The sequence below is a fragment of the Variovorax sp. 20P10.2.4 genome (assembly GCF_058244205.1).
The window spans coordinates 1-12,112 of record NZ_JBZAYE010000187.1; the positions used below are offsets into that span (position 1 = coordinate 1).

Annotated in this window: 12 protein-coding genes; 5 read left to right on the plus strand and 7 right to left on the minus strand. The window is 69.5% G+C overall.

Going from position 1 to position 12,112, the window contains the following annotated elements:
• The first annotated feature begins 162 nt into the window (after positions 1–162).
• Entirely contained in the window at positions 163–576 is a 414-nt protein-coding gene (locus AC27VN_RS18525; RefSeq protein WP_296775045.1) for an META domain-containing protein, read from the plus strand.
• Positions 577–626: 50 nt separating this feature from the next.
• On the opposite strand, the gene AC27VN_RS18530 is transcribed toward AC27VN_RS18525, so the two are convergent.
• From AC27VN_RS18530 to AC27VN_RS18545, 4 genes are all read right to left on the minus strand, one after another.
• Complete coding sequence (locus tag AC27VN_RS18530; RefSeq protein WP_490877465.1) at positions 627–1,532, minus strand: phosphoribosylaminoimidazolesuccinocarboxamide synthase; 906 nt, start codon at positions 1,530–1,532, stop codon at positions 627–629.
• 102 nt (positions 1,533–1,634) lie between these two features.
• Positions 1,635–2,699: a class II fructose-bisphosphate aldolase gene (fba, locus tag AC27VN_RS18535; RefSeq protein ID WP_093351263.1), complete on the minus strand. Its 1,065-nt coding sequence runs from the start codon at positions 2,697–2,699 to the stop codon at positions 1,635–1,637.
• A gap of 66 nt (positions 2,700–2,765) precedes the next feature.
• Positions 2,766–3,695, minus strand: a complete 930-nt coding sequence (locus AC27VN_RS18540; RefSeq protein ID WP_490877466.1) for an alpha/beta hydrolase — start codon at positions 3,693–3,695, stop codon at positions 2,766–2,768.
• An 82-nt stretch (positions 3,696–3,777) separates the two neighbouring features.
• Complete coding sequence (locus AC27VN_RS18545) at positions 3,778–4,317, minus strand: Lrp/AsnC family transcriptional regulator (protein ID WP_093351268.1); 540 nt, start codon at positions 4,315–4,317, stop codon at positions 3,778–3,780.
• Positions 4,318–4,468: 151 nt separating this feature from the next.
• On the opposite strand from AC27VN_RS18545, the gene AC27VN_RS18550 reads away from it, so the two are divergent.
• Positions 4,469–5,485, plus strand: a complete 1,017-nt coding sequence (locus AC27VN_RS18550; RefSeq protein ID WP_490877467.1) for a 1-aminocyclopropane-1-carboxylate deaminase — start codon at positions 4,469–4,471, stop codon at positions 5,483–5,485.
• Between the two features lie 66 nt (positions 5,486–5,551).
• Here the strand turns inward: AC27VN_RS18550 and pyk are convergent, their stop codons facing one another.
• The 3 genes from pyk to AC27VN_RS18565 all read right to left on the minus strand — a co-directional run bounded on the left by pyk (position 5,552) and on the right by AC27VN_RS18565 (position 9,292).
• A complete protein-coding gene (gene pyk / locus AC27VN_RS18555; RefSeq protein WP_093351273.1) occupies positions 5,552–7,000 on the minus strand; it encodes a pyruvate kinase in 1,449 nt (482 codons plus the stop codon).
• 100 nt (positions 7,001–7,100) lie between these two features.
• Positions 7,101–8,294 carry a phosphoglycerate kinase gene (locus AC27VN_RS18560; RefSeq protein ID WP_093351276.1) on the minus strand — a complete coding sequence of 398 codons (1,194 nt, stop codon included), beginning with the start codon at positions 8,292–8,294 and terminating at the stop codon, positions 7,101–7,103.
• An 89-nt stretch (positions 8,295–8,383) separates the two neighbouring features.
• A complete protein-coding gene (locus AC27VN_RS18565; RefSeq protein WP_093351278.1) occupies positions 8,384–9,292 on the minus strand; it encodes a LysR family transcriptional regulator in 909 nt (302 codons plus the stop codon).
• A gap of 106 nt (positions 9,293–9,398) precedes the next feature.
• Here AC27VN_RS18565 and AC27VN_RS18570 point away from each other — a divergent pair, with 106 nt between their 5' ends.
• The 3 genes from AC27VN_RS18570 to AC27VN_RS18580 form a co-directional block, all read left to right on the plus strand.
• Positions 9,399–9,944: a VOC family protein gene (locus AC27VN_RS18570; RefSeq protein ID WP_057594377.1), complete on the plus strand. Its 546-nt coding sequence runs from the start codon at positions 9,399–9,401 to the stop codon at positions 9,942–9,944.
• Positions 9,937–11,058: an alpha/beta hydrolase family protein gene (locus tag AC27VN_RS18575; protein WP_490877468.1), complete on the plus strand. Its 1,122-nt coding sequence runs from the start codon at positions 9,937–9,939 to the stop codon at positions 11,056–11,058. Before AC27VN_RS18570 ends, AC27VN_RS18575 begins: the two co-directional genes overlap by 8 nt.
• A 15-nt stretch (positions 11,059–11,073) precedes the next feature.
• The coding region (locus tag AC27VN_RS18580) for an FAD-dependent oxidoreductase (RefSeq protein ID WP_490877469.1) at positions 11,074–12,112 on the plus strand (1,039 nt) is incomplete at its 3' end.

Below are 12,112 nucleotides of genomic sequence, written 5' to 3' on the forward strand. Positions count from 1 at the left end.
CCGACCTGCCGCGCTGAGCGCGCGGAGGCGAAAACCCCACGGCCCCCCGGCGTTGGCGAGCCACGCCGGCTCGCATACGATGACGCCGATTTCACCTTGTTGCAGATTCGTCAAAAGGACAGACTGGCCATGCGCTCCTCCGCCCGCCCTGCCGCCCTCCGCGTGCTTCCCGCCCTCGCCGCCACCGCGCTCGCGGCACTGCTGACCGCCTGCGGCAGCGGCATCAACCTCGACGAGCCGATCGAAGGCCCGGTGTGGCGCCTGGCGCAGCTGGGCGAGGAGGCGATCGCGCCGGGCAGCGACGCGCAGCTGCAGTTCGACCGCGCCAACGCCCGCGTTACCGGTTCGGGCGGCTGCAACCGCATCACGGGCTCGTACACGCGCACCGGCAGCGCACTGCGCATCGGCCAGATCGCCGCCACCCGCATGGCCTGCGCCGACCCGGTGCGCGGCGCGACCGAGGCGCAGTTCCTCGCGGTGCTGCAGGGCACGACCAGCTACCGGCTGGCGCCCGGACGGCTGACCCTGCTCGACGCGGGCGGGCGCACGGTGGCAACGCTGAGTTCGGGTCGCTGAAAAGAAAAAGGGCCGGAGAACCGGCCCTTTGATACGAAACCCCGGCCCGCTCAGGCCGTCAGCCGCTCCAGCGCCTCGCGGTACTTGGCGGCGGTCTTCTCGATCACCTCGGCCGGCAGGCGCGGCGCCGGCGGCGTCTTGTCCCAGGGCTTGCCGTTGATCTTGGTGGCCTCGAGCCAGTCGCGCACGAACTGCTTGTCGTAGCTCGGCGGGTTGGTGCCGGCGGCCAGCGCGGCCTCGTAGCCCTCGACCGGCCAGTAGCGCGAGCTGTCGGGCGTGAGCACCTCGTCCATCAGCACCAGCGTGCCGGCCTCGTCGAGGCCGAACTCGAACTTGGTGTCGGCAATGATCATGCCCTTGGTCAGCGCGATCTGGGCCGCGGTCTCGTAGATCGCGATGCTGGTCTCGCGGATCTGCTGCGCGAGCTTGGGACCGACGATCTCGACCACGCGGTCGTAGCTGATGTTCTCGTCGTGCTCGCCGGCAGCGGCCTTGGCGGCCGGCGTGAAGATCGGGCGCGGCAGCTTGCTCGCGTTGGTCAGGCCCTCGGGCAGCGGCACGCCGCAGACCGCGCGCGATTCCTGGTATTCCTTCCAGCCGCTGCCGGCCAGGTAGCCGCGCACCACGGCCTCGACCGGGATCGGCTTCAGGCGCTTGACCAGCATCGAGCGGCCCGTGACCTGGGCGACCTCCTCGGGCTTGACCACGCTCTCGGGCGCGTCGCCGGTCAGGTGGTTGGGGCAGAGCTGGCCGAGCCGGTCGAACCACCACAGCGCCATCTGCGTGAGGATCTCGCCCTTGCCGGGGATCGGCTCGCCCATGATCACGTCGAAGGCGCTGAGCCGGTCGCTCGCGACCATCAGGATGCGGTCCTCGCCGACCGCGTAGTTGTCGCGCACCTTCCCGCGCGCAAGCAGGGGCAGGCTCTGGATGGAGGAGGTGTGGACGGTGGTCATGGGCAGGGACAACGAACGGTGAAAAACGGGGGACGGTGAAGCGGATTGTGCGCGCAGAAAAAAGCCACCGCGAGCGGTGGCCGGGTATTCACGGCAAGCGGCTCAGACCACTTCTTGCGCGAGTTCGCCCTTGGTGTACTTGGCGGCGACGACCTGCAGCGATTCGCCCTTGATCTTGGGCGCCTGGCCTTCGCAGCCGAACTCGATGTAGCGCTGCTTGCAGATCTGCTTGGCGGCTTCGCGCGCGGGCTTGAGCCACTCGCGGGCATCGAACTTCTCGGGATTCTCGGCCAGGAACTTGCGCACCGCGCCGGTCATCGCGAGGCGGATGTCGGTGTCGATGTTGATCTTGCGCACGCCGTACTTGATGGCTTCCTGGATTTCCTCGACCGGCACGCCGTAGGTTTCCTTCATGTTGCCGCCGTACTGGCGAATGATCTCGAGCAGGTCCTGCGGCACCGACGAGGAGCCGTGCATCACCAGGTGGGTGTTGGGCAGGCGGGCGTGGATTTCCTTCACGCGCGAGATCGACAGGATGTCGCCGGTGGGCTTGCGGGTGAACTTGTAGGCGCCGTGGCTGGTGCCGATCGCGATGGCCAGCGCGTCGAGCTGCGTGGCCTTGACGAACTGGGCGGCTTCCTCGGGGTCGGTCAGCAGGGCCGAGTGGTCGAGCACGCCCTCGGCGCCGATGCCGTCTTCCTCGCCGGCCATGCCGGTCTCGAGCGAGCCCAGGCAGCCCAGTTCGCCCTCGACGGTGACGCCGACCTTGTGGGCCAGTTGCACCACCTTGCGGGTCACGTCGACGTTGTAGTCGAACGAAGCCGGCGTCTTGCCGTCTTCGTGCAGCGAGCCGTCCATCATCACGGACGAGAAGCCGAGGTCGATGGCGCCCTGGCAGATGGCCGGGCTCTGGCCATGGTCCTGGTGCATCACCAGCGGGATCTGCGGATAGGCCTCGATGGCGGCCTGGATCAGGTGCTTGATGAAGGCTTCGCCGGCGTACTTGCGGGCGCCCGCGCTGGCCTGGAGGATCACGGGCGCGCCGACTTCCTTGGCGGCTTCCATCACGGCCTGGACCTGTTCGAGGTTATTGACGTTGAAGGCCGGAATGCCGTAGCCGTTGGCGGCTGCATGGTCCAGCAGTTCGCGCATCGAGACGAGTGCCATGGGGAAATACCTCGCGGGAAATAGGGTGAGAAGACGGGGAGAAGACGAGAGAAAACTGCCGCGATTCTACCGAGGGCCCTTGTGGGACGGGACTGACGGCAACCCGAGGAACTCGACCACGGGCGGCAGCACCGGTCCGCCCAGCCACTGGATGGGCTTGCCGAAGGCGCCCATCAGCGTGACGTGGCTCAGGTTGTCGAACACGCGAACCTCGACCGGCACGCCCGCGGCGCGCAGCGCGGCCGCCATCGGCAGGGTGTTGCGCTCGGGATAGACCAGGTTGTCCTTGGCCGCGGCCATCAGCAGCGTGCGCGGCGCGCCCGGCGTGACGTGGGCGAGCGGCTGCGAATCGGCCGGCGTACGCGGCCAGTCGAAGGCGACGCGGGTCTGCGGATCGCCGATGGGCAGGAAGTCGTAGGGCCCGGCCAGCCCGATCCAGCCCGCGAGCTGGCGCGGACTGGCGCCGAGCTCGCCGAGCCAGCGGCCGTCGAGCGCGACCATGGCCGCGTTGTAGCCGCCCGAGCTGTGGCCCATCACGTAGACCTGCTTCGGGTCGGCGCCGAGCTGGGCCGCGTTGTCGAGTGCCCATTTCACCGCCAGCGCGCTGTCGCGCACGAACACGGGGTAGGTATGGCGCGGCGAGAGGCCGTAGTCGGGCACCACCACCACGGCACCGCGCGCGGCCAGCGCCTCGCCGAGGAAGCGGTAGCTCGCGCGGTCGCCGGTGCTCCAGGTGCCGCCGAAGAAGAACACCACCAGCGGCCGCCGGCCGCGCGCGGGCGCGGTGTCGGGCAATGGCTGGTAGACGTCGAGCTGCTGGCGCGGCGCGGGTCCGTAGGCGATGTCGCCCTGGAACTGGTAGGTGTCGGTGGGCACCAGGCCGTTGAGCAGCTTGATCGGCGAGCAGGCCGCGAGCGCGGTGGCCGCGGCGACGCCCAGGGCGGTGGACAGGGCACGGCGGCGCCGGCGGATCGACGCAAGGACGGGAAAGGTCATCGAAGGGGTACGCGCGGGAAGGGGCGCCGGTTTCGCGGCGCGGCGAAGCGTCGATTGCAGCGCATGACGCGCGCGCCGCGTGTCAGAGAGGCAGCTGTGTGGTCGACAGCACCTGCTTGAGCACCACGAAGGTCCGGATCTGCCGCACGCCCGGCAGGTAGAGCAACTGCTCGGCATGCAGCCGGTTGAAGCTGTCGTTGTCGCGCGTGCGCACGAGCATGAAGTAGTCGAACTCGCCCGTGACCACGTGGCATTCGAGGCAGCCCGAGACCTTCTGCGCGGCCTTCTCGAAGTCGGCGAAGGAGTCGGGCGTGGAGCGGTCGAGCACCACGCCGATCATCACCAGCATGCCCATGTCGAGCGCCTGCGCATCGAGTAGCGCGACCACGCCCTTGATCAGGCCCGAGGCCTTGAGCCGTTCGACGCGGCGCAGGCAGGCCGGCGCGCTGAGGCTGACCTTGGCGGCCAGCGCGACGTTGGACATCGAGGCGTCGCGCTGCAGCGCGCGCAGGATCGCGCGGTCGGTACGGTCGAGCGCGGCGGCCGCCGAAACGGCGGGCGTGGGGGCCTGCTGCGGCTTGGCGGAACGCGCAGGCGAGGAACGCAATTTTGTTGTGCTCATGGCGGCTTTGGCGCATCAAATGGCTTCGATCCCCGCATCTTGATTTCTTTTGGTTTGCGAGGCCACCGAATTTTGCACCCCTGTTGCTCAGCCTTCTTCCTACCATCGGCTTCATCGCCTTCCCCCTGTGCTTCACCCTGGAGTCTTGCCGATGAACCTGAAGAAATTCCCCCGCCACGTGCTGACCTTCGGCCCGACGCCGATCCATCCGCTCCCGCGCCTGAGCGCCCACCTCGGCGGCAAGGTCGAGCTCTATGCGAAGCGCGAGGACTGCAACAGCGGCCTCGCCTTCGGCGGCAACAAGACGCGCAAGCTCGAGTACCTGATCCCCGAGGCGCTCGAGGGCGGCTACGACACGCTGGTGTCGATCGGCGGCATCCAGTCGAACCAGACCCGGCAGGTGGCCGCGGTGGCCGCGCACCTGGGCCTGAAGTGCGTGCTGGTGCAGGAGAACTGGGTCAACTACTCCGACGCGGTGTACGACCGCGTGGGCAACATCGAGATGTCGCGCATCCTCGGCGCCGACGTGCGGCTCGACGCGGCCGGCTTCGACATCGGCATCCGCAAGAGCTGGGAGGACGCGATGGACAGCGTGCGCCAGGCCGGCGGCAAGCCGTTCCCGATTCCCGCGGGCTGCTCCGAGCATCCGCTGGGCGGGCTGGGCTTCGTGGGCTTCGCCGAGGAAGTGCGCCAGCAGGAGGCCGAACTCGGTTTCAAGTTCGACTACATCGTGGTCTGCTCGGTCACGGGCAGCACGCAGGCCGGTATGGTCGCGGGCTTCGCGGCCGACGGCCGGGCCGACCGCGTGATCGGCATCGATGCCTCGGCCAAGCCGCAGCAGACCTTCGAGCAGATCCTGCGCATCGCGCGCAACACGGCCGAGCTGATCGAGCTGGGCCGCGAGATCACCGAGAAGGACGTGGTGCTCGACCGCCGTTTCGGTGGCCCCGAGTACGGCCTGCCGAACGAGGGCACGCTGGAGGCGATCCGCCTGAGCGCGCGCTTCGAGGGCATGCTGACCGACCCGGTGTACGAGGGCAAGTCGATGCACGGGATGATCGAGAAGGTGCGCCTGGGCGAATTCCCGGCCGGCTCGAAGGTGCTGTACGCGCACCTGGGCGGCGTGCCGGCGCTCAACGCCTACAGCTTCCTGTTCCGCAACGGCTGACCGGACGCCGGCGCCAGGAAGAAAGGCCGGCATGCGCCGGCCTTTGTCTTTTCGAGCGCGCGCGGATCAGCTCGCGCGGCAGATCTTCAGCATGTTGGTGCCGCCCGGCGCGCCCATCGGCTCGCCGCAGGTGATCGCGTAGACGTCGCCGCTCTGCACGATGCCGCGCTTCTTCAGATGCGCCTCGGCCTGCTCGAGCGCGGTGTCGCGGTCGCTCTCCGAATCCATCAGCAGCGGGCGCACGTTGCGATAGAGCGCCATCTTGCGCTGCGTCGCCAGGCGCGAGGTCAGCGCGTACATCGGGATGTGGGCGCGGTGGCGGCTCATCCACAGTGGGGTCGAGCCCGACTCGGTCAGCGCGACGATGGCCTTGGCGCCCAGGTGGTGGGCGGTGAACAGCGCGCCCATGGCGATCGACTGGTCGATGCGCGCATAGGACTGGCCGCTGAAGTCGGCGTCGAGCTGCTTGTCTTCGGCGGCCTCGGCGGCTTCGCAGATGCGGCTCATCTCCTGCACGGTCTCGAGCGGATAGCGGCCCGAGGCGGTCTCGGCCGAGAGCATCACGGCGTCGGTGCCGTCGAGCACCGCGTTCGCCACGTCGCTGACCTCGGCGCGCGTGGGCACGGGGTTGGTGATCATCGACTCCATCATCTGGGTCGCGGTGATCGCCACCTTGTCCATCTCGCGCGCCATGCGGATCATCCTCTTCTGCAGTGCCGGCACCGCGGCATTGCCGACCTCGACCGCGAGGTCGCCGCGCGCGACCATGATGCCGTCGCTGGCGCGCAGGATCTCCTCGAGCCGCGGGATCGCCTCGGCACGCTCGATCTTCGCGATCAGCCCGGGCTTGTGGCCGTACTCGGCGGCGGCCACGTTGCACAGCTGGCGCGCCATTTCCATGTCGGTCGCGTTCTTCGGGAAGCTCACGGCCACGTAGTCGGCCTGGAAGCTCATCGCGGTCTTGATGTCCTCCATGTCCTTGGCCGTGAGCGCCGGCGCCGTGAGGCCGCCGCCCTGCTTGTTGATGCCCTTGTTGTTCGAGAGCTCGCCGCCGAGCTTGACGGTGGTGTGCACCGCCTCGCCGCGCACGGCATCGACCACCAGCACGATCAGGCCGTCGTTGAGCAGCAGCCGGTCGCCGGCGCGCACGTCGCGCGGCAGGTCCTTGTAGTCGAGGCCCACAGCATCGATGTCGCCGGGCTCGGTGCGCGAGGCGTCGAGCACGAACTTCGCGCCCGGCTCGAGCCAGATCTTGCCCTGCGCGAACTTGCCCACGCGGATCTTCGGGCCCTGCAGGTCGGCCATGATCGCGACCTCGCGGCCGGCCTTGCGGGCCGCCTCGCGGACCATGGTGGCGCGGTCGATGTGGTCCTGCGCCGTCCCGTGGCTGAAGTTGAGCCGGACCACGCTCACCTTGTGGATGATCATCTGCTCGAGCAGCTCGGGCGTGCTCGACGCGGGGCCGAGCGTGGCGACGATCTTGGTGGCGTGGCGGGGAAGGCGGTCGGTGCTCATGGATCTATCTCCGTTTTTGTATCCGCTACTGTATACAATTTATGTGTCGCGTGGAAGACACCACGCGGATCGATGGAATCCGCGCGATCCCTCCGCGCTCTCAGCCCGCGGCGCGCTTGGCCAGGATCTCGAAGGCCGGCAGGGTCTTGCCCTCCAGCACCTCGAGGAAGGCGCCGCCGCCGGTCGAGATGTAGCCCACGTCCTTCTCGATGCCGTACTTGGCGATCGCCGCGAGGGTGTCGCCGCCACCGGCGATCGAGAACGCGCTGCTCTCGGCGATCGCCTGGGCGATGGCCTTGGTGCCGCCCGCGAAGGCGTCGAACTCGAACACGCCCACCGGGCCGTTCCAGACGATGGTGCCGGCCTCGCGCAGTTGCGCGGCCAGTTGCGCGGCCGTCTTCGGGCCGATGTCGAGGATCAGGTCGTCGTCGGCCACCTCGCTGGCCGCCTTGACGGTGGCCGGCGCGTCGGCCGCGAAGGTCTTGGCCGTGACCACGTCGACCGGGATCGGCACGTCGGCGCCGCGCGCACGCATCGATTCGATCACCGACTTCGCCTGGTCGACCAGGTCGGGCTCGGCCAGCGACTTGCCGATCTTCAGGCCGGCCGCGAGCAGGAAGGTGTTGGCGATGCCGCCGCCGACGATCAGCTGGTCGACGTTGGCCGACAGGCTCTGCAGGATCGTGAGCTTGGTGCTGACCTTGGAGCCCGCGACGATCGCCACCAGCGGGCGCTTGGGCTGGGCCAGGGCCTTGGTGATGGCGTCGATCTCGGCCGCCAGCAGCGGGCCGGCGCTCGCCACCTTGGCGAACTGCGCGATGCCGTAGGTGGTGGCCTCGGCGCGGTGCGCGGTGCCGAAGGCGTCGTTGACGTAGATGTCGGTCAGCGCGGCGAGCTTGCGCGCGAGCGCCTCGTCGTTCTTCTTCTCGCCCTTGTTGAGGCGGCAGTTCTCGAGCAGCACGACCTGGCCCGGCTTCACGTCGACGCCGTCGACCCAGTTCGCGACCAGCGGCACCTCGCGGCCCAGCAGCTCGCCCAGGCGCTGGGCGACCGGCGCCAGCGAATCCTCGGGCTTGAACTCGCCCTCGGTCGGGCGGCCGAGGTGCGAGGTGACCATCACCGCGGCACCGGCATCGAGCGCCAGCTGGATGCAGGGCACCGAGGCGCGGATGCGGGTGTCCTCGGTGATGTTGCCGGCATCGTCCTGCGGCACGTTGAGGTCGGCACGGATGAAGACGCGCTGGCCGGCGGCTTTGCCCTGGGCGCAGAGGTCGGTGAATCGAAGAACGTTCATGGTCTGGATGGGATGGATACGGGTCGCCCCGCATTGTAGGTAGGGCCTCACTGCGCGACTGTGCGTCTCGTGACGCCGGCCGATGCTTTTCAGGCCTCGCCCCGCTCGCTGGCGAAGCGCTCCAGAATCTGCACGAAGCTGGCCGCCGCGGGCGACAGCGAACGCCGCGCCGCGCCGTAGACGCAGACCTCGCGGTGGAAGTCGGGCGCCTCCAGCCGCACCATGCGCAGCCCGTGCGCCTGTACCAGCGGCGCCGAATAGGTCGGGCACACGGTCAGCCCGAGCCCCGAGGCCACCATGCCGAGCGCGGTGGTCATGTACGACACCTCCTGGGTGCCGGGGCGCTGCATCCAGGCGCGCTCGGCGCTCGCGAGTTCGGGCAGCACGCGCTGGCGGAAGTCGCGCGTGGGCGCGATGAAGGTGTAGGGCGCCAGTTCGGCCCAGCGCACCTTGCGCCGCCCCTCGAAGGCATGGCCGGGCGGGCAGATCAGCCAGTGGCGGTCGCGCAGCAGCGTGCGGCGCTCGATCAGCGCGGGATCGACCTCGAGGTCCTGCCCCACGGCCAGCTCGACCTCGCCCGCGAGGATGCCGTCGAGCAGGTGCTCGGGCAGGGTGTCGGCCAGCCGCACCTCCACGTCGGGGTATTGCGCGCGATACACGGCGATCACGCGCGGCATCAGCGTGCAGGCCATGAGCTGCGGCGCGGCCAGCCGCAGCAGGCCCTTCTTCTTGTCGCGCAACTCGGTCACGCCGGCCACCGCGCCCGCGAGGTCACCGAGCAGCCGGTGCACCGAGGGCAGGAACTCGCGCCCGGCCTCCGACAGCAGCACGCGCCGCGTGTGGCGGTCGAGCAGCTGCACGCCCATCTCGCGCTCGAGCTCGCGCACCAGCACGCTGAGCGCCGACTGGGTCAGGTGCAGCTGCTGGGCCGCGGCGGTGAAGCTGCCGGTCTCGGCGACGGCGGCGAAGGCGCGCAACTGGCGCAAGGTCAGATTCATATGGCTATTTCATCAATCGATGAATTAATTTCGATTGCATCATAGGTCCAGCCATCGCCCAATAGCGGCTCGGACGGCCCCGATGGCCGTCCCGGAGACAAGCCCGATGCCGACCCCATCCGCCGCGCCCCCGATCCGGGGCCTGCACCATTTCGCCTGGCGCTGCCGCGACAGCGAGGAAACCCGCCGCTTCTACGAGGACCTGCTCGGCCTGCCGCTGGTGCACGTGATCAAGAGCGACCACGTGCCCAGCACCGGCGAGTACTGCCCCTACGTCCACATCTTCTTCCGGATGCGCGACGGCTCCTTCATCGCCTTCTTCGACCTCGGCGACGACATCGCCGCGCTGCCCTCGCCCAACACGCCCTCGTGGGTCAACCACATCGCGCTGCGCGTGGACGGCGTGCCCGACCTGCTGGCCGCCAAGGCCCGGCTCGAGGCCGCGGGCGTCGAGGTGCTGGGCATCACCGACCACCACATCATCGAGTCGATCTACTTCTTCGACCCCAACGGCATCCGCGTGGAACTGACCACGCCGACCGTGCCGCAGGCCGAGATGGACGCGCACGCGCTGCGCGCCCATGCCGACCTCGATGCCTGGACCGCGCGCAAGGCGCAGCTGCTGGCCGCGAAAGGCACGGCCGATGCCTGAACTGCAACTCGCCGTCATCGACGTCAAGCCGGGCGCGGCGCTCGAGAGCCAGTCGGGCCTGCAGATGCTGCGCCCGCGCATCTACGGCGCGTACCGCGCGCCCGCGGGTCCGAAGCGCATCGCGGCGATCGTGATGCATCCCACCAGCAACTTCATGGGCCACTACCTGATCGCGCCGCTGGCCGAGCGCGGCATCTGCTGCATGGGGCTCAACTCGCGCTACGTCGGCAACGACACGGTGCTGCTGATGGAGCGCGCGATCCAGGACCTGGGCGCCGGCGTGCAGTACCTGCGCGCGGCCGGCTACGAGAAGGTGTTCCTGGTCGGCAACTCGGGCGGCGCCGCGCTCGCGGCCTTCTACCAGGCGCAGGCCGAGCGGCTCACGGCCACGCACTTCCCCGACGGCGACCCCACCCACCTGCACCCCGGCGACCTGCCGCCGGTCGACGGCATCGCGCTGTGCGCCGCGCACCTGGGCCGCACGCGGCTGATGCGCGACTGGATCGATCCCTCGGTCACCGACGAGCACGACCCGCTGTCGGTGGACCCCGAACTCGACATGTACGACGCGCGCCACCGCGTGCCCTACGACGCCGATTTCCTCGCGCGCTTCTCCGCGGCGCAGCAGGCGCGGCTCGCGCGCATCGAGCAGTGGTGCCTCGACCGGCTCGCGCTGCTGCGCGGCACCGGGGGCGCGCCGCGCGACCAGACCTTCATCGTCTACCGCACCCATGCCGATCCGCGCTGCATCGACCTCTCGCTCGATCCCAACGACCGCCTGCCCGGCAGCGTCTGGGGCGATGCGCGCCAGGTCAACTACTCGGCCAACGCGATGGGCCGCACCACCTCGCTCACGGCTTTCCTGTCGCAGTGGTCCTCGCGCTCGCAGGCCGACGGCCCCACCAACCTCGCGCGCACCACGGTGCGCAAGCTGCTGCTGACCTACACCGGCGACCAGTCGACCTTCCCGAGCACGCGCGATGCCTGGCTAACCGCGGGCGGCGCGCGCATCCGCAACGTCGACATCGTCGGCGGCAACCACTACCTCGCGGGCCAGCCGGAGCTGGTGCCGCAGGCCGCCGACGCGATCGCCGAGTTCGCGCATTCGCTCTAGTCACGCAGGCAAGCCATGGAAGAACAATTCGCTTTCGCGCCCGCCTACGAACTGCCGAGCTGGCCCTTCGTGCCGCCGCCCGAGCTGGCCAGCGGCCAGGTGGTGCGCCACCCGCTCGTGATCGTCGGCGCCGGCCCCTCGGGCCTCACGCTGGCCTGCGACCTCGCGCAGCGCGGCGTGCGCGCCGTGCTGCTCGACGAGGACGACACCGTCGGCGTGCGCGGCGCCTCCTCGCGCGGCATCTGCTATGCGCAGAAGAGCCTGGAGATCTTCGAGCGCCTGGGCATCTTCGAGCGCATCGCGGCCAAGGGCATCATCTGGTCCTTCGGGCGCACCTTCTCGGGCGAGCAAGAGGTCTACAACTTCAACCTGCAGACGGCCAGCGTCTCGCGGCAACCGCCCTTCATCAACCTGCAGCAGTTCTACATCGAGTGGTTCCTGGTCGAGCGCATCCTCGAGCTCGGCCTGACCGACCTGCGCTGGAAGAGCCGCGTGACGCGCGTCGAACCGATCGCCGACGGCGTGCGCCTCGAGGTCGAGACGCCCGCGGGCCGCTACACGATCGAGGCCGACCGGCTGATCGACGCCACCGGCGCCAACAGCGCGATCCGCACCGGACTCGGCATCGAGGCCCATGCCTCGCGCAGCACCGACCGCTGGTGCATCAGCGACGTGCGCTTTCGCAAGCCGCTGCCGACCGAGCGCTGGACCTGGGTCGACGCGCCCTTCAACGAGGGCCGCGGCGTCTGGCAGCACCTGATGGCCGACGGCGTCTGGCGCATCGACTACCAGATGCCCGAGGACTGCGACACCGCCTACATCAGCCGGCCCGAGGTGGCGGGCGCGCGGCTGCGCGAGCAGCTCGGGCCGGGCGTGGAGTTCGAGTTCGTCTGGATCGGCCCCTACGGCTACCGCGACCACCTGCTCGAGCGCTTCCGCCATGGCCGCGTGTTCTTCATCGGCGATGCCGCGCACGTGGTGAGCCCCTTCGGCGCGCGCGGCGGCAACAGCGGCATCCAGGACGCGGCCAACCTCGGCTGGAAGCTCGCGCTGG